Source organism: Brevundimonas sp. EU05-FHT14B11, from assembly GCF_058790835.1.
This window is the reverse complement of the sequence record NZ_JBYTCY010000002.1, coordinates 542,624-563,443: the sequence shown is the minus strand read 5'-3', so window position 1 is coordinate 563,443 and position 20,820 is coordinate 542,624. Positions and strand designations below refer to the sequence as shown.

At 69.1% G+C, this 20,820-nt stretch carries 21 protein-coding genes; 17 read left to right on the top strand and 4 right to left on the bottom strand.

Features of this window, described 5'->3' with window-relative positions; translation table 11 throughout:
- The first annotated feature begins 17 nt into the window (after positions 1-17).
- From hrpB to AC3WRV_RS10230, 3 genes are all read left to right on the top strand, one after another.
- Positions 18-2,456 (top strand): ATP-dependent helicase HrpB, encoded by a 2,439-nt coding sequence (hrpB, locus tag AC3WRV_RS10240; RefSeq protein ID WP_492313154.1) that lies wholly within the window; start codon positions 18-20, stop codon positions 2,454-2,456.
- A gap of 43 nt (positions 2,457-2,499) precedes the next feature.
- Complete coding sequence (locus AC3WRV_RS10235) at positions 2,500-3,336, top strand: hypothetical protein (protein WP_492313153.1); 837 nt, start codon at positions 2,500-2,502, stop codon at positions 3,334-3,336.
- Positions 3,337-3,448: 112 nt separating this feature from the next.
- The gene (locus AC3WRV_RS10230; protein ID WP_492313152.1) at positions 3,449-4,108 is read left to right on the top strand and encodes a dioxygenase family protein; all 660 of its coding nucleotides are present in this window, start codon (positions 3,449-3,451) and stop codon (positions 4,106-4,108) included.
- Here AC3WRV_RS10230 and AC3WRV_RS10225 read toward each other — a convergent pair.
- On the bottom strand, positions 4,105-4,596 hold the full coding sequence (locus AC3WRV_RS10225; RefSeq protein WP_492313151.1) for a hypothetical protein: 492 nt from the start codon (positions 4,594-4,596) through the stop codon (positions 4,105-4,107). The two genes, AC3WRV_RS10230 and AC3WRV_RS10225, sit on opposite strands and share 4 nt — an antisense overlap.
- 216 nt (positions 4,597-4,812) lie before the next feature.
- Here AC3WRV_RS10225 and rpsB point away from each other — a divergent pair, with 216 nt between their 5' ends.
- The 11 genes from rpsB (at position 4,813) to AC3WRV_RS10170 (ending at position 14,581) form a co-directional block, all read left to right on the top strand.
- Positions 4,813-5,724 (top strand): 30S ribosomal protein S2, encoded by a 912-nt coding sequence (gene rpsB / locus AC3WRV_RS10220; protein WP_492313150.1) that lies wholly within the window; start codon positions 4,813-4,815, stop codon positions 5,722-5,724.
- A 101-nt stretch (positions 5,725-5,825) separates the two neighbouring features.
- On the top strand, positions 5,826-6,767 hold the full coding sequence (gene tsf, locus AC3WRV_RS10215) for a translation elongation factor Ts (protein WP_492313149.1): 942 nt from the start codon (positions 5,826-5,828) through the stop codon (positions 6,765-6,767).
- A gap of 97 nt (positions 6,768-6,864) precedes the next feature.
- Positions 6,865-7,269, top strand: coding sequence for a hypothetical protein (locus AC3WRV_RS10210; protein WP_291840885.1), 405 nt, complete (start codon positions 6,865-6,867; stop codon positions 7,267-7,269).
- Between the two features lie 81 nt (positions 7,270-7,350).
- Positions 7,351-8,967 (top strand): M20/M25/M40 family metallo-hydrolase, encoded by a 1,617-nt coding sequence (locus tag AC3WRV_RS10205; protein ID WP_492313148.1) that lies wholly within the window; start codon positions 7,351-7,353, stop codon positions 8,965-8,967.
- A 92-nt stretch (positions 8,968-9,059) separates the two neighbouring features.
- Positions 9,060-9,485, top strand: a complete 426-nt coding sequence (gene mce, locus AC3WRV_RS10200) for a methylmalonyl-CoA epimerase (protein WP_492313147.1) — start codon at positions 9,060-9,062, stop codon at positions 9,483-9,485.
- A complete protein-coding gene (locus tag AC3WRV_RS10195) occupies positions 9,485-9,745 on the top strand; it encodes a DUF1467 family protein (RefSeq protein WP_492313146.1) in 261 nt (86 codons plus the stop codon). Before mce ends, AC3WRV_RS10195 begins: the two co-directional genes overlap by 1 nt.
- A 9-nt stretch (positions 9,746-9,754) precedes the next feature.
- Entirely contained in the window at positions 9,755-10,093 is a 339-nt protein-coding gene (locus AC3WRV_RS10190; protein ID WP_291837059.1) for a DUF3088 family protein, read from the top strand.
- A 95-nt stretch (positions 10,094-10,188) separates the two neighbouring features.
- Entirely contained in the window at positions 10,189-11,199 is a 1,011-nt protein-coding gene (locus AC3WRV_RS10185; RefSeq protein WP_492313145.1) for an acyltransferase family protein, read from the top strand.
- A 61-nt stretch (positions 11,200-11,260) separates the two neighbouring features.
- On the top strand, positions 11,261-12,577 hold the full coding sequence (gene proS / locus AC3WRV_RS10180) for a proline--tRNA ligase (protein WP_291837055.1): 1,317 nt from the start codon (positions 11,261-11,263) through the stop codon (positions 12,575-12,577).
- Complete coding sequence (locus tag AC3WRV_RS10175) at positions 12,574-13,878, top strand: lipoprotein-releasing ABC transporter permease subunit (RefSeq protein WP_291837053.1); 1,305 nt, start codon at positions 12,574-12,576, stop codon at positions 13,876-13,878. Before proS ends, AC3WRV_RS10175 begins: the two co-directional genes overlap by 4 nt.
- Entirely contained in the window at positions 13,871-14,581 is a 711-nt protein-coding gene (locus AC3WRV_RS10170) for an ABC transporter ATP-binding protein (RefSeq protein ID WP_492313144.1), read from the top strand. Before AC3WRV_RS10175 ends, AC3WRV_RS10170 begins: the two co-directional genes overlap by 8 nt.
- Positions 14,582-14,651: 70 nt before the next feature.
- Here the strand turns inward: AC3WRV_RS10170 and AC3WRV_RS10165 are convergent, their stop codons facing one another.
- Both AC3WRV_RS10165 and AC3WRV_RS10160 read right to left on the bottom strand, forming a co-directional pair.
- Positions 14,652-14,768, bottom strand: coding sequence for a hypothetical protein (locus tag AC3WRV_RS10165; protein WP_291837049.1), 117 nt, complete (start codon positions 14,766-14,768; stop codon positions 14,652-14,654).
- A gap of 106 nt (positions 14,769-14,874) precedes the next feature.
- A complete protein-coding gene (locus AC3WRV_RS10160) occupies positions 14,875-15,318 on the bottom strand; it encodes a hypothetical protein (RefSeq protein ID WP_492313143.1) in 444 nt (147 codons plus the stop codon).
- A 220-nt stretch (positions 15,319-15,538) separates the two neighbouring features.
- Here AC3WRV_RS10160 and AC3WRV_RS10155 point away from each other — a divergent pair, with 220 nt between their 5' ends.
- From AC3WRV_RS10155 to AC3WRV_RS10145, 3 genes are all read left to right on the top strand, one after another.
- Positions 15,539-16,201, top strand: a complete 663-nt coding sequence (locus AC3WRV_RS10155; protein ID WP_492313142.1) for a response regulator transcription factor — start codon at positions 15,539-15,541, stop codon at positions 16,199-16,201.
- 413 nt (positions 16,202-16,614) lie between these two features.
- Positions 16,615-20,088, top strand: coding sequence for a DNA polymerase III subunit alpha (dnaE, locus tag AC3WRV_RS10150; protein WP_492313141.1), 3,474 nt, complete (start codon positions 16,615-16,617; stop codon positions 20,086-20,088).
- On the top strand, positions 20,088-20,447 hold the full coding sequence (locus tag AC3WRV_RS10145; RefSeq protein ID WP_291838262.1) for a GFA family protein: 360 nt from the start codon (positions 20,088-20,090) through the stop codon (positions 20,445-20,447). The genes dnaE and AC3WRV_RS10145 overlap by 1 nt, the downstream gene beginning before the upstream one ends.
- Before the next feature lies 1 nt (position 20,448).
- Here AC3WRV_RS10145 and AC3WRV_RS10140 read toward each other — a convergent pair whose 3' ends face one another.
- On the bottom strand, positions 20,449-20,820 hold the full coding sequence (locus AC3WRV_RS10140) for a hypothetical protein (protein ID WP_492313140.1): 372 nt from the start codon (positions 20,818-20,820) through the stop codon (positions 20,449-20,451).

Here is a 20,820-nt window from a genome sequence, read left to right as displayed (position 1 = left end):
TTGCGCTACTGAGCCGCATGACGACGCTTCCCATCCACGCCGTTCTTGAGCCGCTGAAGGCCGCGCTGGCGCAGAGCAACGCCGCCGTGCTGGCCGCCCCGCCGGGCGCGGGCAAGACCACGGTCGTGCCTCTGACCCTGCTGGATCAGCCGTGGCTGGGCGAGGGGCGGGTGCTGGTCTTGGAACCGCGACGCCTCGCCGCACGCGCCGCCGCCGACCGCATGGCCGCCTCGCTGGGCGAACAGGCGGGCGGAATCGTCGGCTACCGCACCCGTCTGCAGAGTCGCATCGGGCCGAAGACCCGCATCGAGGTCATCACCGAGGGCGTCTTCACCCGCATGATTCTGGACGACCCGGCGCTGGACGGGGTCGGCGCGGTGCTGTTCGACGAATTCCACGAACGCAGCCTGGACGCCGACCTCGGCCTGGCGCTGGCGCGGGAGGCGCAGGGCCTGCTGCGCGAGGACCTGCGGCTGCTGGTCATGTCGGCGACGCTGGACATCGCCGGGGTGTCGAAGCTTCTGGCCAATTCTTTGGGGGAATGGGCGCCGGTGATCGAGGCCGAGGGCCGGGTGTTCCCGGTCGAGACCCGCTATCTGGGCCGCAGCGCCGCTGAACGGTTCGAGGACGCCGTCGCCCGCGCCGTGCGCCAGGCGCTGGCAGAGGAGACCGGCTCCATCCTGGTCTTCCTGCCGGGACAGGGTGAGATCCATCGGGTCGCCCGAGCGCTGGGCGAGCGCCTGCCCGCCAACGCCGACGTCGTCCCCCTGTACGGCGCGCTGGACAAGGGCGAGCAGGACCGCGCCATCGAACCGGCCGTCGCCGGACGCCGCAAGATCGTGCTGGCCACCTCGGTCGCCGAGACCAGCCTGACCATCGAGGGCGTGCGCGTGGTCATCGACGGCGGCCTGTCCCGCGTGCCCCGCTTCGAACCCTCCAGCGGCCTGACCCGGCTGGCGACCGTCAAGGTCAGCCGGTCTTCCGCCGAACAGCGCAGGGGCCGCGCGGGCCGGGTCGAGCCGGGCGTCTGCTACCGCCTTTGGGACGAGGAACAGACGCGGGCACTGGTGGCGCACCAGCGGCCGGAAATCCTCGAGGCTGACCTGACCGCGTTCGCGCTGGATCTGGCCCGCTGGGGCGCGCGCTCGCCGGAGGGGCTGGCCTTGCTGGACCCGCCCCCCGCCGGCGCCTTCGCCGAGGCGCGCAAGGTGCTGCAGCGGCTGGACGCGCTGGACCCCGACGGCGGCCTGACCGCGCACGGGCGGCGCCTGACCCGCATCCCCCTGTCGCCCCGGCTGGCGCACATGGTCGCCGTAGCCAGCGATCAGGAAGACGCCGACCTGGGCGCCCGCATCGCCGCCGTGCTCAGCGAACCGGGTCTGGGCGGAAATGGCGTCGACCTGTCCGAGCGGCTGAAGGGGCTGGAACGCGATCGCTCGCCGCGCGCCCGCGACGCCATGAAGCTGGTCGAGCGCTGGGCGAAGGCGGCGGGAGGCGGGAAGGGCGGCGACGCCGATCCCGGGGCCCTGCTGGCCGAGGCCTTCCCCGAGCGGGTGGCCAAGGCGCGGGGCAAGCCCGGCGAATTCCTGTTGGCCTCCGGCCGCGGCGCGTTCCTAGACCCCACCGACGTCATGGCCCGCGAAGCCTGGCTGGCGGTGGCCGAACTCGGGGGAGGGGACGCCCGCGACCGCATCCGCCTGGCCGCCCCGGTCGATCCCGCCGCGCTGGATCATCGCCTTGAGGTCGAGGACCGGCTGACCCGCGAACCCTCCGGCCGGATGGTGCTGAAGCGCATCCGCCGGATCGGGGCCATCGTGGTCGATGAGAAGCTGATGGGCGCGCCCGACCGCAAGGCCGTCACCGCCGCCCTGAAGACCGAGGCCGAGACCGACGGGCTCAAGGCGATCCGCTGGGGCGAGCGCGCCTTGGCCCTGCGCGCGCGCCTCGCCTTCCTGCGCACCTTCGACGACGGCTGGCCGGACGTGTCGGACGAAGGGCTGCATGATCAGCGCGAGACCTGGCTCTGGCCCCTGCTGGACAGTGTCCAGTCGCTGGCGGCCATCCCGGACGGCGCCCTGGCCGACGGCCTGCGCACCCTCATCCCGTGGGATCGCCAGCGCGCCCTGAACGATCTCGCGCCCGAACGGCTGGAGACGCCGCTGGGCTCGGCGTCCATCGACTACGCCGCCGAAGGCGGTCCGCGCGTCGATATCCGGGTGCAGGAGCTGTTCGGGGTCAAGGTCCACCCGACCGTGGGGCGCGGCACGCCGCTGACCCTGGCTCTGCTGTCGCCCGCGCGACGGCCGATCCAGATGACCAAGGACCTGCCGGGCTTCTGGGCCGGCTCATGGAAGGACGTGCGCGCCGACATGCGCGGCCGCTATCCGCGCCACCCCTGGCCGGAAGACCCGTCCGTCGCCGCGCCGACCAACCGGGTCAAGCCGCGCGGGACGTGACGGCGGCCCGGAAGTGCTGCAGGGTGGCCGAAAGGGGCCCCTCATGAAACCGAGTCTTGCGACAGCCGCCTGCCTGCTCCTCGCGGCCTGCGGACAGCCGACCGATGCGCCCGATGCTCCGCGCGCGCCGGTTCCGCCGTCCGCCCCCCAGGCTCCCGCCTCGCCGACGCCGCCGCAAGTCTTGGCGGGCGCGGTCGTGCCCGTCGGTGACGACAACCCCCTCGGCGTCCCGCCCGCCGTCTATCCGCCCCTGCCGTCCCGCTTCAGCGATCCGGCCGCCCTGGCGCCGGAGGGCTGGCGGATCGAACATCGCGTCGCGGGCGACCTGAACGGCGACGGCGCCGCGGACGTGGTCCTTGTCCTGAAGCAGCACGACCCGGCCAACCGGGTCCGGAATGACGGCTTCGGAGCGGATACGCTGGATACCAACCCCCGCCTCCTGATCGTGGCCCTGGCCCGGGACGGCGGCTATGACCTCGTGGTGCGGAACCACACCTTCATCCCGCGTCCCCTCGAACCGGCGCTGGACGACGTGCTGGAAAGCGCTCCGGAGATCCGCAACGGGACGCTGTCGATCCCGCTGCACGACTTCGCGTCGGCCGGCGGCTGGACCATGTGGAATTCGGTCTCGCGCTTCCGCTGGCGAGACGGCGCCCTGCGCCTGATCGGACACGACTACGCCGAGGTCAGCCGCAACACCGGCGCCACCCTGGACCGCAGCGTCAACTTCCTGACGCGGCGTGTCAGCACGGTGCGGTCGACCATCGACGTGGACAAGGATCCGCCGGCGGTCTGGTCCACCCTGCCGGCCGGCCCGCTCCTGACCATCGAACAGGTCGGAAACGGCCTCGAGTACTATCCCGTAGAGGATGACGGCTAGGCGAAGGAACCGGCCTGGGCGGCCTTTCAGCAGCCGTCCATGCGGCGAAACGCCGTTTTCCCGGATCGCGCTTCGGGCGTATCGTCGCCGCCGGAGCGGTGGAGACAGAGCCATGGACAGACGCGCGTTCGGTCTCAGCCTGTTCGGCGGGGCGCTCGTCGTCTGCGCCTGCGGCAGTCGCTCGGCCGAGACCCGGGCCGAAGAACCGCCGTCCGGGAATGCCCAGGTCCGCCCCAACCTCTACGCCTGCGAAGGCTGCGAGGCGGTGTCGGAGCGCGAGCCTTCCGGCCTGCCGCCAAGCCTCCGCCTGGCCGGCCCTAACGAGCCGGGCGAACGGATGCGGCTGACCGGCCGGGTCCTGGCCGCCGACGGTGCTGCCCCCGTCGAAGGCGTGGTCATCTACGCCCACCACACCAACGCCGCCGGCCTCTATGCGAACGGGACGACGGAAACGACCTGGAGCCGGCGTCACGGCCGCCTGCGCGGCTGGGTGCGCTCCGACGCCCAGGGACGGTACGCCTTCGACACCATCAAGCCCGCGCCCTATCCGGACATGACCATGCCTGCCCATGTGCACCTGTTCCTGCGGGAACCGGGGCGGCGGCCCTATTACATCGATGACGTGGTCTTCGACGGCGAGTTCGGCGTCGACGCCGCCTATCGCGCCCGGCAGGAGGGGCGGGGCGGATCGGGGATCGTGCGGCTGGACCGGACGCCGGACGGAACCTGGACCGCGGTCCGCGACATCCGGCTGGAGCGCCACCCGGGCTAGCGCGCAGCTTCCCTCCCGCGAATTGCCGTCAGTATCCGGCTGCAGGCGACCGAGGGTTCGGCGTCGGCCGAGCAGCCGGTCTGGACGACCTTGAAGGCGAAACGCTCTCCCACGGCCGTCATCGTCGGCTCCATGCGCGCGATCAGGGCGTCAAGCCGCGCCCCGTCCACATTGGACGGATCCTGCAACTGCTCCAGCGGCCATTCGTCCGCCACGGCGTTGGCGGCGAAATCCTGGGCTTCGCGGACCATGGCGGGGAAACCCTCGTCGAACGCCTTGTTCAGGGCCGCCCGCTCGCTCGGTTTGATTCCGGGCAGCGCCGCCAGCTGGGCCCGCTGGTTCGGAGCACTGTCATTGAGGAAGCTCGCAAGCGAGGCGTCGATCAGCGCATGGGCGGCGGCGCGGCGCGCCTCCAGGTCGCTCTGCGCGACGGCCGGCGACGCGAACAGCAGGACGGCGGCGACCGCCGCGATGATCGGATTTCGCATTCTACAGGCCCCTCGGAAAGCGAATGGGCAGGATGATCGAACCTCCGGACGCCGTCCATGCTTGCTATTTCGGCCCATCCCGCCTATTTGGCCCGCGCACTTCGCACGTGGGCGTGGCGCAGCCGGGGGAGACATCCCCGACCGCTCCATTCCGAGGGTCCGTCCGGATCTTTAAAACGCCCACGCAACGTCTATCGGAAAAAGGAACACCCGATCATGGCTCTGCCTGAATTCTCCATGCGTTCGCTGCTCGAAGCCGGCGCTCACTTCGGTCACCAGACGCACCGCTGGAACCCGAAGATGGACCGCTACATCTTCGGCGCCCGCTCGAACATCCACATCATCGACCTGTCGCAGACCATGCCGCTGCTGCACCAGGCGCTGGTCGAGATCCGCAACGTCGCCGCCAAGGGCGGTCGCGTCCTGTTCGTCGGCACCAAGCGCCAGGCGTCGGACCCGGTGGCCGAAGCCGCCAAGCGTTGCGCCCAGTACTACATGAACAACCGTTGGCTCGGCGGCACGCTGACCAACTGGAAGACCGTTTCGGGTTCGATCGCCCGCCTGCGCGAGCTGGACAGCCTGCTGGAATCCGGCGGCGAAGGCCGCGTCAAGCGCGAGCTGCTGAGCCTGCAGCGCGAGCGTGACAAGCTGGACGCCTCGCTGGGCGGCATCAAGGACATGGGCGGCATCCCCGACATCATGTTCGTGATCGACACCAACAAGGAAGCGATCGCGATCCAGGAAGCCCGCAAGCTGAACATCCCGATCGTCGCCATCCTGGACACCAACTCGGATCCGGACGGCATCACCTATCCGGTCCCGGGCAACGACGACGCCGCCCGCGCCATCCAGACCTACTGCGACCTGGTCGCCGACGCCGTCCTGGACGGCCTGGCCGCCGGCCAGTCGGCCTCGGGCGTGGACCTGGGCGCCGCCGTGAACCCGGAAGAGCCGATGCTGCGCGAGGCCTCGGCCCCGGTCGCCGCTGACGCCGCTCCGGCCGGCACGGAAGCCGTCGCCGCCGAGCTGGAAGCCGCCGCTGCCGAACCGGCCGTCGCTGACGAAGCCGCCCAGGAAGCGACGACCGAAGCGCTCGACGCCGTCGAAACCGACAAGGCCGCGGTCTGAGGATCGCACCGGCCTTCGTATGAAGGCCGTACGTCTAACTGACATACGGCCGGGGTAACTCCCGGCCGTTACCGCATTCGAATACCCCAAGGAGCTATACAATGGCCGAGATCACCGCCGCCCTCGTCATGGAACTGCGCGCCAAGTCCGGCGTCGGCATGATGGACTGCAAGAAGGCGCTGCAAGAGACCGACGGCGACATCAACGCCGCGATCGACTGGCTGCGCGCCAAGGGCCTGTCCAAGGCCGCCAAGAAGGCCGACCGCGTCGCCGCCGAGGGCCTGGTGGCTGTCGCGTCGAAGGAAGACGGCAAGGGCGAAATCGGCGCCGCGATCGAGTTCAACTCGGAAACGGACTTCGTCGCCCGCAACGAGCTGTTCCAGAACGCCGCTAAGGCCTTCGCCCTGAAGGGCCTGGAGCACCACAGCGTCGAAGCCCTGCACGGCGCCGAGCTGGAAAACGGCAACACCGTCGAGGCCGAGGTCACCAACATGATCGCGACCATCGGCGAGAACATGCAGCTGCGTCGCGCCGCTCGCCTGTCGGTCGATGAAGGCGTCGTCGCCTCCTACGTCCACAACGCCGTGGCTCCGAACCTGGGCCGCATCGGCGTGCTCGTCGCCCTGCACGGCGGCGGCGACAAGACCGCCCTGCGCGAACTGGGCCGCAAGATCGCCATGCACGTGGCCGCGACCGCCCCGCTGTCGCTGAACACCGACGATCTGGACCCGGCCGCGATCGAGAAGGAACGTCAGGTCCTGACCGAGAAGGCCAAGGAAGAAGGCCGTCCGGAAGCCATGATCGCCAAGATCGTGGAAGGCCAGATCAACAAGTTCCAGAAGGACGTGGTGCTGACCAAGCAACCGTTCGTCATGAACCCCGACGTGACCATCGAACAGCTGGTCGCCGACGCGGGCAAGGAACTGGGCGCCCCCGGCCTGCACCTGGCCGGCTTCGTCCGCCTGGCTCTGGGTGAAGGCGTCGAGAAGGTCGAAGGCCCGGACTTCGCCGCCGAAGTCGCCTCCATGATGGGCGGTAACTAAGCCCGTCCGTTCCGTCTTCGGACGGAGCTGATAAAATGACGAAGGCCGACGGTTTCGACCGTCGGCCTTTTTCGTACGCGAGCAGCGGGAGCGAACGATGAGCGACGACCAGATCGACTTCGGCGAGGATGGCGGCGGCTACGACGCCGACGACTGGACCCGCCTGATCCCCTTCACGGGCCGGGTCGCGACCCTGGACGACGTGCAGGCCAAGAAGGCCGTCTTCGCCCTGGGCGACACCGAGGACCCTCGCGTCATCGACATGGACCTGCCCCAGCCGCTGATCTGGTGGGAGGCCGACGGCGAGCAGGCGGCGGTCGCCGTCCAGGCTGAAAGCCATATCGGACCCGACGGCGACGAGATGGACGTGCTGGGCCTGATCCTGCCCGACGGCGGCGCGGCGGTGGCCCTGCTGGAGGACTGCGATCTGGTCGATGCTGCCGATCCGGTCTGGCGCCGGCTGGTGGCCGAGGCGATCGACGTGGACGACGCGACGGACTGACACGTCAGCGACGTTCTTCCTTTGCACAACGGTCAGGCTTGGGGTCCTATCGCCGCCGTTCAGTGATTCAGGGGAGTTTCCATGCGTCTTGCCGCCTTGTTGTCCGCCACCGCCCTGGCGTTGACGGCCGTTCCGTTCGCCACGTCCGCCGCCGCCCAGTCGCCGGATCTCGTCGCCGTCAACGGCATCATCGACCAGGGGCTGAACCACAGCCAAGTCATGCAGACCGCCGCCTGGCTGACCGACCGGATCGGCGGGCGGATGACCAACTCGCCGCAGATGCGCCAGGCCGAGACCTGGACCCAGCAGCAGTTCCGCGACTGGGGCCTGTCCAACGTCCGCGCCGATCCGTTCGACTTCGGCCGCGGCTGGTCGGTCGTCCGCTCCAGCGCGCGCATGACTGCGCCGCGCCCGCTCGACCTGCGCGCTATCCCGATCGCCTGGACGCCCGGCACCAACGGCGTGATCAGCGGCGACGTGGTCGTCGCCCCGATGACCTCCGCCGGCGACTTCGCGAAGTGGCGCGGCAAGCTTGCGGGCAAGATCGTGCTGGTCTCGCGCCCCACCGCCGGGTCCGAGCCGACCGATCCGGCCTTCCGTCGCCTGACCGAAGACGACCTGCGCAACGCCAACACCTACAACCTGCCCAACCATTCGGCGCCGTCGACCGGCGCGCTGCGCGAGCTGGAGTTCGCCCGGCAGATGGACGCCTTCCTGCAGGAAGAGGGTGCCATGGCCTGGGTCCGTATGTCCGCCCGCGACGGCGGTCTGCTGCACGGCAACGGCTCGGGCTACCGCATGGACGACCAGCGCAAGACGCCGGGCATGGAACTGGCGGCCGAGGACTATCGCCGTCTGGCCCGCCTGGCCCTGACCGAGGACGCCAAGCCGCGCCTCGAACTGATGAGCGAGGTCCGCTTCCACGAGGAAGACACCAACGCCTACAACATCCTGGCCGACATTCCGGGCACGGGCCGTTCGGGCGAATACGTCATGGCCGGCGCCCACCTGGACAGCTGGGCCGCCTCGGACGGGGCCGTCGATAACGCCGCCGGCAGCGCTGTCGTCATGGAGGCCGCGCGTATCCTGCGGGCCATGAACGTGCGGCCCAAGCGCACCATCCGCTTCGCCCTGTGGAGCGGGGAAGAGCAGGGCATTCTCGGCTCGCTGGCCTATGTCGACAAATACGTCGCCACCCGCGCTCCGCTGGGCGACGCCCAGCTGGACGCCCTGCCCAACAACCGCACCTGGCGCCAGCGCTGGCCGATCCAGCCGCGCGCCGGCCACGGCGACCTTGTCGCCTACTTCAACCTGGACAACGGCTCGGGCAAGATCCGCGGCATCAACGCCGAGGGCAATGTCGCCGCCGCGCCGATCTTCCAGGAATGGCTGCGGCCGTTCAACGCCATGGGCGCCACGACGGTGTCGATGCGCACCTCGGGCAGCACTGACCACGTCTACATGCAAACCGTCGGCGTCCCGGGCTTCCAGTTCATCCAGGACCCGCTCGACTACGGCGCGCGCCTGCACCACACCTCGATCGACAGCTATGACCACATGCGGGCCGACGACCTGCGCCAGGCCGCCGTCATCCTGGCGACCTTCCTGCTGAACGCCGCCAACAGCGACGAGCCCCTGCCGCGCATGCCGGTCCCGACCCGGCCCACGCCGACGGACCCGTTCCCGCTGCAGCAGTAGGGACGGTCGGAGAGTGAAAAGGAGGGCGTCGCGGCGACGGCTGCGACGCCCTTTCTCTTTGAGCGGGCGAGGACACCCGCTAAAGCAGCCGGATGATCGGTAGACTGAACCACGTCGGCGTCGCCACGCCCTCCATCGAGGCCAGCGTCGCCCTGTATCGCGACCTGCTCGGCGCCTCGAAGGCCCATGAGCCGTTCGACCTGCCGGCGCAGGGCGTCCGTGTCTGTTTCGTCGACCTGCCCAACAGCCAGATCGAGCTGATCGAGCCGCTCGGCGAGGACAGCCCCATCCACGGCTTTCTGGCCAAGAACCCCAAGGGCGGCCAGCACCATGTCTGTTTCGAGGTCGAGGACATCCTCGCCGCCCGCGACGCCCTCAGGGCCAAGGGCGCGACCATCCTCGGCACCGGCGAACCGCGCATCGGCGCGCACGGCACTCCGATCATCTTCGTCCACCCGAAAGACATGGGCGGCGTGCTGGTCGAACTGATGGAAACTTCGAAGGACGGAGATCACTGATGCCTATCGGACCCTTCACCATCGTCGCCATCTACTTCGTCTGCTGGTGGACCGTGCTGTTCGCCGTCCTGCCGATCGGCATGAACCAGCAGGCCCAGGAGAAGCCGACCGACGGCAGCCAGTGGGGCGCGCCGGCCAATCCGCACCTGAAGAAGAAATTCATCACCACCACCTGGGTCGCGGCCATCGTCTGGCTGGTCATCCTGCTGCTGGTCTTCATCGGCTGGATGCCCCTGCCAAACCTGGCGCCGCCGGTCTAGAGGCCGGGAATGACCGACCGCCTCTACCTATTGAATCCCGGCTGGCATGACGACGCCGGCGGCCCCTGGTACTGCCCGGCGGGCGCGATCGTCGAGGGCGTGCTGTCCTTCTATCCGGCCCTGCGCGAGCAGCTGGAAATCAGATACCTGGACCACCCGCGCCCGCGTCCGGCCGTGATCGCCGAGGTCGGGGAGGACCACCAGTCCTGTCCGCTGCTGGTGCTGGACCAGACCTTCGACTGGCCCGAGGCGAACACCAGCGCGGCCACCGGCCGCCGCTTCCTGCAGGACGAGGCCATCATCCCCTATCTGGCGGCGCGTTACGGCATCGGCCTGCCGCACCCCTAGATTGCCCTGCACCGCGCTTTAACCCTTGCGGGTTACATCCGTCGCCGATGGGGGCGGATCAGATCACACGGGCGGAGGCGCCCAAGAGCCATTTCATGGCCCTGGACGGCCTGCGCGGCGTCGCGGCCTTCGCCGTCCTGGCCCTGCACCTGCCGCCGCTCGACCGGCTGGTCCCTCACGCCTATCTGGCGGTCGATCTGTTCTTCATCATGTCCGGCTTCGTCGTGGCCCACGCCTATGAGCGTCGGCTGCTGGACGGCTGGAGCGTCGGCGCCTTCATTCGCACGCGGATCGTCCGGCTCTGGCCGCTGTACCTGCTGGGCACGGCGATCGGCGCGGCGGTGTTCGCCAGCGTCGCCACCGGCCTCGACGGCTTCGCCGCCCTGGCCGTGCTCCTCGCCGCCGCGATCCTGATGATCCCGTTGCCGCTGGGCGCCGACGTGCAGATCTTCAACCTGAACCGGCCCGCCTGGTCGCTGTTCTTCGAGATGGTCGCCAACATCCTCTATGCGATCTTCGCCCGGCGGCTCAGCGACCGCATCCTGACCATGCTGGTCGCTCTGGGCGCCATCGCCGTGGCCACGACCTTCCTGTCCGCCGACAGCGGCTCGCTGGGTCATCATGGCGCGTCCATGGCCGGAGGCGCGGCGCGCATCCTGTTCGCCTTCCCGCTGGGGGTCCTGCTGCACCGGATGTGGGCGGCCGGGCGGCTGACGCTGCACTGGCCCGCCGCCGCGGCGTTCGGCCTGTTCGTGGCGGTCATGCTGCTGCCGGACGTGGCCGGCTGGAACGGCCTGATCGACGCCGCCGCCGTCCTGCTGGTCCTGCCCCTGGTCACCGTTGCGGCGATCACCGCCCGCCTGTCGCCGCGCGCGAGCCGGGCCGCCGCCGTCCTCGCCCTGATGTCCTATCCGCTCTACATCCTGCACGGGCCGATCGTGATGGGCTTCGGCCAGATGCTGGGTGAGAGGCCGCTGGCCTCGGCGCTCGGGGGAACCGTCAGCCTGGTCGCCGCATTTGTCGCGGCGCGCTGGTTCGACGGACCGGCGCGCCGGTTGTTGGCGCGGGTGTTGACGCAAAGACAGGCCGCGACCACGACCGCCTAGCTTTCGCCCCTCTGACCCGGCTAAAGCTCCTGTCCCACGCCCGTCTTGCCGGATTCTCCCCATGCGCCTGTCGCGCTACTTCCTGCCCACGCTGAAAGAGGCGCCTTCGGACGCCCAGATCGTCTCCCACCAGCTGATGCTGCGCGCCGGCCTGATCAAACAGGAAGCGGCGGGCATCTACGCCTGGCTGCCGCTCGGCCTGCGGGTGCTGCGCAAGATCGAGCAGATCGTCCGCGAGGAGCAGGAGCGGGCAGGGGCCGTCGAACTGCTGATGCCGACGCTGCAACTGGCTGACCTGTGGCGCGAATCGGGGCGGTACGACGCCTACGGTCCGGAGATGCTGCGCATCACCGACCGTCATGAGCGCGAGCTGCTGTACGGACCGACCAACGAGGAGATGGTCACCGACATCTTCCGCAGCTTCGTGAAGAGCTACAAGGCGCTGCCGCTGAACCTCTTCCACATCCAGTGGAAGTTCCGCGACGAGCGCCGTCCGCGCTTCGGCGTGATGCGCGGCCGCGAGTTCCTGATGAAGGACGCCTATTCCTTCGACCTGGACGAGGCCTCGGCCCGCATCGCCTACAAGCGGATGTTCGCCGCCTATCTGAACACCTTCTCGCGTCTGGGCCTGAAGGCGGTGCCGATGCGCGCCGACACCGGCCCCATCGGCGGCGACCTGAGCCACGAGTTCATCGTCCTGGCCGACACCGGCGAGAGCGAGGTCTTCTGCGACCGCAAGCTGGTCGAGATGGATGCGCCGGGCCACAACCTCAGCGTCGAGCAGCTGGAAGGCGTCTTCGACGCCCGCACGGCCCTGTACGCCGCGACCGAGGAAATGCACGACGCCGCCGCGTTCGAGGCCCAGACCGCCGAGGGCGACCGCCTGTCGGCGCGGGGTATCGAGGTCGGCCACATCTTCTACTTCGGCACCAAATACTCGGCCCCGATGAAGGCCAAGGTCGCCGGCCCGGACGGCCAGGACACCGAGGTCCACATGGGCAGCTACGGCGTCGGCGTGTCGCGTCTGCTGGGCGCCATCATCGAGGCCAGCCACGACGCCGGCGGCATCATCTGGCCGGACTCGGTCGCGCCGTTCGACGTGATGGTGATCAACCTGCGCGCCGGCGATGAAGCCGTCTCGGCCGCCTGCGAAGAGGCCGTGGCCAGGCTGGAAGGCCTGGGCAAGGACGTCCTCTACGACGACACCGACGAGCGCCCGGGCGGCAAGTTCGCCACCGCGGACCTGATCGGCGTGCCGTGGCAGCTGACCATCGGGCCCAAGGGCCTGGCCGATGGCGTGGTCGAGCTGAAGCGCCGCGCGACCGGCGAGAAGATCTCCGTGCCGCTGGACGAAGCGATCGCGAGGCTTGTCGGATGACGAACGCCGCGCCGGCAGTGAAGCCGACGAAGCCCGCCGGTCCCTTCTCCGCCTGGGAGCTGGGGCTGGCGGCGCGCTACCTGCGGGCCAAGCGCAAGGAGGGCGGCATCGCCCTGATCGCGATCATCTCCTACGTCGCCATCGCCCTGGCGGTCATGGCCCTGATCGTGGTGATGAGCATCATGGCCGGCTTCCGCGCCGAGTTGCTGGACCGGATGCTGTCCTTCAACGGCCATATGTACGTCACCGGCGACATCCTGCAGTCGCCCGACCGCGACGCCGCCGTGACGCGGCTGAAGACCGTGCCTGGCGTGACCTACGTCACCCCCATGACCAACGACCAGAGCATCGTCCGCGCCGGCGGGGCGACCACGGGCGCCATCGTCCGCGGCATCTCCAAGGGCGATCTGGCGTCGATGGAGTACGTCAACTCCAGCCTTGACGACCGCGCGAAACAGACCTTCGGCGTCGGCGCCTACGGCGGCGACAACGTCCTGATCGGCAAGGCCCTGGCCGAAGGGCTGGGCCTGCGCGTCGGCGACCCCATCACCCTTTATTCCCCGACCGGCGCCTCGAGCGCCTTCGGCAGCCTGGGCGGACTGGAGAAGACCTATCGCGTCGGCGGCGTGTTCAGCTCGGGCACCGCCGATTTCGACCAGGCCTTCATCTTCATGCCGCTCGAACAGGCTCAGATCTTCTACGGCAAGGAAGGCCGCTGGGACGTGATCGAGCTCAAGATCGACAAGCCCGACCGGGTCGAGGCCATGCGCATCCCTGTGCAACGCGCCGCCGGCCCCCGCGCCATGGTCACCGACTGGCGCGACCGCCTGGCCGCTTTCTGGGGCGCGCTGAAGGTCGAACGGGTGGCGATGAGCATCATCCTGGGCCTCGTCGTCGCCATCGCCGCGCTGAACATCATCTCCGGCATCGTCATGCTGGTGAAGAACAAGACGCGCGACATCGCCATCCTGCGCACCGTGGGCGCCAGCCAGTCGTCCATGCTGCGGATCTTCTTCGTCGCCGGCGCCATGATCGGCGTGGCGGGCACCCTGACCGGCCTTCTGCTGGGCCTGCTGTTCTGCCTGAACATCGGCGCCATCCAGCATTTCCTGGAATGGGTGTTCCAGACCCAGCTGTTCAACGCCGACGTCTACATGCTGGACGCCGTGCCCGCCCTCGTCGACCCGGTCGATGTCTTCTGGGTCACCGTCTGGTCCTTCTTCATGAGCTGCGTGGCGGGCCTGATCCCGTCCTGGCAGGCCGCCAAGCTCGATCCGGTCGAGGCGCTTCGCTATGAGTAAGGTTGCGGCTCCCGTCCTTTCTGTCCGCGGCCTGACCCGCACCTATGACACCGCCACCGGCGGCCTGACCGTGCTGCGCGGCGTGGATCTGGACATCATGCCGGGCGAGATTGTCGGCCTGATCGGGCCCTCGGGCTCGGGCAAGTCGTCGCTGCTGCACGCCGCCGGCCTGCTGGAGCATCCGACCGAGGGCGAGGTCCGCATCGACGGGGAGGCCGTCGCCGACCTCAGCGACCACGACCGCACCCGCATCCGGCTGGACCGCATCGGCTTCGTCTACCAGTTCCACCACCTGCTGCCCGAGTTCGACGCCCGGGACAACGTGGCCCTGCCGCTGCGTATCGCCGGGCACAAGCTGGCCGTCGCCCGCGCCCGCGCCGAGGAGCTTCTGGTCGCCCTGGGCCTGTCCGAGCGCCTGACGCACCAGCCGTCCCAGCTGTCGGGCGGCGAGCGTCAGCGCGTCGCCGTGGCCCGCGCCCTGGCCAACCGTCCGCGCCTGCTGCTGGCCGACGAGCCGACCGGCAACCTGGACCCGGCCACCAGCCAGACGGTGTTCGAGGCTCTGCACGACGTGGTCAAGCAGACCGGCGTCGCCGCCCTGATCGCCACCCACAACATGGAGCTGGCCGGCCATATGGACCGCGTCTTCGCCATCAAGGACGGGCACCTGGAAGAGCGCCCGGCCGAGAGCCACGAGTACTAGGGTCGAGGGGGTAGGCAGCCTTCGGGCGCTCTGCCCCTACTGCCTACTGCCTACTGCCTACTGCCTGCTCTCACTTCTTCCCTGGCGGCTGGGTGAACGGCGAGCTGCCCACCGAGATCGGCGGCTTCGGCTTCTCGGCCTTCGGTTTGCGAACTTCCTTGTTGCTGCGTGCTTGACCTTTGGCCATGGCGGCGTTCCCGGGACGCCTGCCGCCGAAAAGGCGGATGACTGGCGGCGTCTCGACCGAGTCTACAGCCGTTCGGCGCCGACCACCCGTACAATCGGGCCAGGCCTCAGTTCAGGCGCAGGTCGGGGAATTCGGTCTCCGAGCGCCACGCCAGCTCCCCCTGGCAGGAGGCGGCCGTTTCGGCCTGCCGAAAGGCGGACCAGCTGAGCAGGCCCCGCAACCGCACCTGATCGGGGCTCGTGCGCGCCAGCTCCCGGTCGAGCCACTGGCCCTCCACGGGCATCAGCCGCACGCGCGAGGCGGTCGGGCCCGCGAACTCCCGGGCGACGATCGCGCGGCGCTCGATCACCCAATGCTCGCCGGGTCTGTGGCAGCAATCCAGCACCAGCAGCATGGCGTCGATGCAGGGCGTGGCCCCCTCGACCAGATGCAGGCCCCAGGTCTCGGACGCGGCGGTCGTCCCCGTCAGGCTGAACAGCCGCGTCGCTTCGATCTTGAGGTCCAGCAGGCGTTCGCCCTCGGCGTCCCGGCGGATCCGCCACCTGTACATCAGTCGTTCAAGGGCAGACATTGAGCGGGATTTCCGACGCCTTCCAGTCCGATTCCGAACGATCGGGCGATACAGACCGCCCCCACAGCGAGCAATTGCGTGAGACTACGAGGTTACGGCAGCGGACACGGCCCTCTAGTCTGGGCGGCGGTCGATGAGCAGCGACCCAAGCCTCCCTTTTCGGGCAGCCAGTAGAAGGTGCGACAGGATTCCCGATACTTTGTTCCCCGGCGGCAAACCTGATCGCGGCGAGCCCGTTCCCCCCGCCGCCAACCGGTCGCGCCAGACGGACGCGGCGGTCACCAGGGAAATCCTGGTCATCGATGACGACCCCGCGATCCTGCAGACCCTGCTGCTCCTGTTCCGGGAGTCGGGCTACGACCCGGTCGGTTTCTCCGATCCCCTGGACGCCCTGATGTGGGCGTCGGACGCCGACCCGACCTGTATCGTGGTCGACCTGAAGCTGCCGGGCGTCGAGGGCCTGGATCTGGTCGCCGCCTTCTGCGCGCTGGGCCGCCACGCCGTGGTGCTGATCAGCGCCTTCGTGGACGTGACGACCACGGTCGACGCCATGCGCCTGGGGGTCGACAACGTCATCCAGAAGCCGACCAATCCCGACGTCCTCATCGCGGCGGTGAAGCGCGGCCTGGAGGTGCTGAAGACGGCGCCCCGGCAGGAGCTGATGACGCTGACCCGGCGCGAGCGCCAGGTGGCGGAACTGATCGTCGCCGGCCGCACCACCAAACAGATCGCCCAGACCCTGTCCCTCAGCCCCCGGACGGTCGAGTTCTTCCGCGGCAGCCTGCTGCGCAAGACCCAGTCCACCAACTCCGCCGCCCTGGCCTCGACGCTGACCCTGCTCGGCTTCCACCCTCCGGGGTGAGAGCTTGGGCGACCGGGTTGACGTGAACGCAACGAGAACATAGAACACACCCGGAACATCAATCCGGAGACTGTCATGGCGCGTTGGGTGAGGGAATCGTTGTCGCTGGCCTCGTGCGCCGGCTTCGTCTGGATCGTCTGGCAGGTCGCGCTGATGGTGCCGGCCGCCTGAGCCGGAGTGCGAACAGTGCGATTCTCCGGTTCAGCATTTTCAATGGTTTGAGCTCAGGTTTCGCACTCTTCGCACTGTATTTTTTTGGGCGCGAAACGCAGGTCTCCGACGCCGGGTCGGACCTGTCCACAAATGCTCCCCGGCGAGGCTTCGGCTCAGGTCGCTTTCCGGTGTTTCCGGCGGGTCGGATGTGAGACTCGGTTCAGGATGACGGACAGTCTGAAGAGCGGAGCGAAGACGCGGTGAGCGAAGCGTTGAACAGTCAGGGCTTCGTCCACCTGCGGGTCCGCTCGGCCTATTCGCTGCTGGAAGGCGCGATCAAGGCGGGCAAGGTTCCCAAGATGGCCGCCGACGCGGGCATGCCGGCCGTGGCCGTGGCCGACCGGGTCAATCTGTTCGGCGCGCTGGAGTTCAGCCAGGCGGCCAAGGACGCGGGCGTCCAGCCCATCGTGGCCTGCGCCCTGCCGGTCACCGGCATCGGCGGCCAGGTCGCCGAACGCTGGGCCAAGGTCCCGACCGTGGTCCTGATCGTCCAGAACGAGACCGGCTGGCTGAACCTGTGCCAGCTGTCATCCTCGGCCTTCCTCGACGCCGGGTCGATGGATGACCCGGGCGTGCCGTGGAACAAGGTGGTTGAGCATTCCGACGGCCTGCTCCTGCTGACCGGCGGCCCCGACGGCCCCGTCGATCCCCTGTTCGTCCAGGGCAAGGCGGGGGAGGGGAACGCCGCCCTCAACGAGATGTTCGCCACCTTCGGCGACCGCATGTACGTCGAGCTGCAGCGCCACGGCCTGGCCAGCGAGGCCCAGGGCGAGCGGGGCCTGGTCGCCTGGGCCTATGAGAACGACGTGCCGCTGGTCGCCACCAACGACGTCCACTACGCCAAGGCCTCCCAGGCCAAGAGCCACGACGCCCTGCTGTGCATCGCCGACGGCGCCTTCACCGGCCAGGAAGACCGCCGCCGCATCACCGGCGAGCACTGGTTCAAGACCGCCGCCGCCATGCGCGAGCTGTTCGCCGACCTGCCCGAGGCCTGCGACACCACGCTCGATATCGCCCGCCGCTGCGCCTTCCTGGTCACCACCCGGGCGCCGATCCTGCCCCGCTTCGACACCGGCGCGGGCCGCTCCGAGCCGGACGAACTGCTGCACCAGGCCCGCGAGGGGCTGAAGCAGCGCCTGACCGAGGTCACGCCCGCCTTCCCCGAGGAGGAGTACTGGACCCGGCTGGAGTGGGAGGTCGGGATCATCACCCAGATGGGCTTCCCCGGCTACTTCCTGATCGTGGCGGACTTCATCAAATGGGCCAAGACCCACGGCATTCCCGTGGGGCCGGGCCGGGGTTCCGGCGCCGGCTCGCTGGTCGCCTGGTCCCTGACCATCACGGATCTGGACCCCCTGCGGTTCGGCCTGCTGTTCGAGCGCTTCCTCAATCCGGAACGCGTCTCCATGCCCGACTTCGACATCGACTTCTGTCAGGAGCGGCGCGAGGAGGTCATCACCTATGTGCAGGAGCACTATGGCAAGGACCGGGTCGCCCAGATCATCACCTTCGGCACCCTTCAGGCCCGCGCCGTGCTGCGCGACGTCGGCCGGGTGCTGCAGATGCCGCTGGGCCAGGTCGACCGCCTCGCCAAGATGGTGCCGGCCAACCCGGCCAACCCGGTCACCCTGGCCCAGGCCATCGAGCTGGAGCCGCGCCTGAAGGAGGCCCGCGACAGCGAGGCCTCGGTGCGCACCCTGCTGGATACGGCGCTGGAGCTGGAGGGGCTGTACCGCAACGCCTCGACCCACGCCGCCGGCATCGTCATCGGCGACCGCCCGCTGACCGAGCTGGTGCCCCTGTATCAGGACCCGCGCTCGGACATCCCGGCCACCCAGTTCAACATGAAGTGGGTCGAGCCGGCGGGCCTGGTGAAGTTCGACTTCCTGGGCCTGAAGACCCTGACGGTGCTGGATCGCGCCCACGGCTATCTGAAGCGCCGCGGCGCCGCGCCCGAATGGAACCAGCTGCCGCTGGACGACAAGCCGACCTATGAGCTGATGGCCTCGGGCCAGACCGTCGGGGTGTTCCAGCTGGAATCCCAGGGCATGCGCGACACGCTGCGCAAGATGCGCTGCGGCTCCATCGAGGAGATCACCGCCCTGATCTCCCTCTATCGGCCGGGCCCGATGGAGATGATCGACACCTACATCGACCGGAAGTTCGGCCGCCAGGAAGTCGATTACCTGCACGCCTCGCTGCAGGAGACCCTGTCGGAGACCTACGGCGTCATCATCTACCAGGAACAGGTGATGAAGATCGCCCAGATCCTGGCCGGCTATTCCCTCGGCGAAGCCGACCTTCTGCGCCGCGCCATGGGCAAGAAGAAGAAGGAGGAGATGGACTTCCAGCGCGCCCGCTTCATCAAGGGCGCGTCCGAGAAGGGCGTCTCGGAGCAGCAGTCGGGCGGCATCTTCGATCTGGTGGCCAAGTTCGCGGGCTACGGCTTCAACAAGTCGCACGCCGCCGCCTATGCGCTGATCTCCTTCCAGACGGGCTGGCTGAAGGCCAACCACCCGGTCGAATTCATGGCCGCGTCCATGTCTCTCGATCTCAGCAACACCGATAAACTGGCTGTTTTCTATCAGGATTGCCGTCGCTTCGAGGTGCCGGTCAAGGCCCCGGACGTGAACCGTTCCTCGGCCGACTTCGATGTCGCCTGGGAGGAGGGGGCCGAGGGCGAGAAGACCGGCAGCGTCCTCTACGCCCTGGGCGCCATCCGCAACGTCGGGCTGGAGGCCATGAAGCACCTGGTCGAGGTGCGCGAGACCGGCGGCCGCTTCACCGACATCTTCGACTTCCTGGAGCGGGTCGATCCGAAATTCGTCAACAAGCGGGCGCTGGAGAACCTCGCCCGCGCCGGCGCCTTCGACGGCTTCCACACCAACCGCCGCCAGCTGGTCGAACAGGCCGACAAGCTGATCGCCTATTGCCAGAGCGTGGCCGCCGAGCGCGCCTCGTCGCAGGTCTCGCTGTTCGGCGGCGATCAGGTCGCCGCGGGCCGCCCGCGCCTCACGCCCGTCGAGCCCTGGGTCGGACCCGAAAAGCTGGACCAGGAACTGGCCGCCGTCGGCTTCTACCTGTCCGGCCACCCGCTGGAGGACATGGCGCCGGCCCTCAAGCGCAAGCGCGTCACCTTCGTCGCCGAGGCCACGGCCCTGGCCGAGAGCGGCCACGAGGCCTTCATGATGGCCGGCGTCGTCCGCCGCCGCCAGGAGCGGGCCAGCGCCCGGACCGGCGAGAAGTTCGCCTTCGTCACCTTCTCGGACCCGACCGGCGAGTTCGAATGCCTGTTCCCGCCCGAACAGCTGCGCAAATGCCGCGAGGTGCTGGAGACCGGCGCCTCGGTCATGGTCAAGGTGCGGGCCAAGAGCGCCGACGGCGAGGTGCGCTTCTTCGGCGACGACGCCAGCCGGCTGGACACGCTGATCGACGACGGGCGCATGGGCCTGCGGATCCACGTCTCGGCCCGCGCCACCGACGCCGCGGCCCTGCGCACCCGGCTGGAGCGCGCCGCCGCCGAGGGCGGCAAGGGCGGAGAGGTCTTCCTCGTCGCAGCCCTGGACGGCCGCCGCGAGGTCGAGATGAAATTGCCCGGCCGCTACCGCCTCGACGGCGCCCTGCGCGGCGCCCTGAAGTCGGCCCCGGGCGTCAGCTATCTGGAGGATGCGTGATGAGCGAACCGAAAACTCACCAGGGTTCCTGCCACTGCGGCGCCGTGGCCTATGAGGTCGACACCGACCTGCAGGGCCTGATCGAGTGCAACTGCTCGCACTGCTACCCCAAGGGGCTGGTCCTGACCTTCGTCAGCCCCGACGCCTTCCGCCTGAAGGCGGGCGAGGGGGCGATGAGCACCCACACCTTCAACACCCACAACATCCAGCACCGCTTCTGCGACACGTGCGGGGTCCAGCCGTTCGCCGAGGGCAAGACGCCCAAGGGCGATCCCATGGTGGCGATCAACATCCGCACCCTGACCGACCTCGAGCCCTTCAGCTGGACCGCCCAACGGGTGGACGGCCGCAGCTTCTAGGCTACCAGCAGGCGTTCATGTAGCGGGCGCGGCCGGCCGTGATCCGGCCGGAGTCGGCGGACCACCCCACCTCCACCGTATGGTTGCAGGGGATTCCGTTGCCCCACTCGTATCTGCCCTCGCGGGATAGGGGATCGACCTCGAAGCCCTCGCTGCGAAGCCGCTGCACGAGCACGGCTTCCGGCGTCCCGGTCGGGAAGGTCACGTTCATCCGCGCGACCCACAGCTGGTCGTCTGTGAAGTCCTGCGGGACATCCGCAAACATCGCCGGCGGCTTCCCCTGGGTTGACGCGACCCAGATCCACAGCGCCGCGAAGGCGATCACCGGCAGGGCCAGAACGGCCAGCAGGATCACCAGCAGCGTCCGCCTCAA